This window comes from Chryseobacterium sp. SIMBA_038, assembly GCF_046535115.1.
Lineage (GTDB): Bacteria > Bacteroidota > Bacteroidia > Flavobacteriales > Weeksellaceae > Chryseobacterium.
The window spans coordinates 1-270 of record NZ_JAWRXH010000179.1 but is presented as its reverse complement, the minus strand read 5'-3'; the positions used below and the strand labels follow the sequence as shown (position 1 = coordinate 270).

The following is a 270-nucleotide window of genomic DNA, read 5'->3' as shown; positions in this document are numbered from 1 at the left end:
GCTTTCACCAAAACTGCGTCTGCGTTCCCTTTGCCAGTGTTGTACTCTTCTGCACCCGCAATGTAGTATGCGAGGAAAGCGGATGGGAATGCATTGTTCGGATCGAGGATGCGCTTCAAAGCGAATTCAAAATCCTGTGCAGTAACCGGATTTCCATTGGACCATTTGCTGTCACGCAGAGTGAACGTGTAGGTTTTTCCATCCTCGCTCACGGTCCATTTTTCTGCCATCGCAGGTTGTGGCTTGTGATCCTTGTCCAGACGTGCCAAA

The 270-nt window shown here is 50.0% G+C and carries 1 protein-coding gene; it reads right to left on the bottom strand.

Annotated elements, in window-relative coordinates; all coding sequences use genetic code 11:
- Positions 1-270: ABC transporter substrate-binding protein (locus tag SB689_RS23190; RefSeq protein WP_410694409.1), on the bottom strand; the 270-nt coding region annotated here is incomplete at both ends.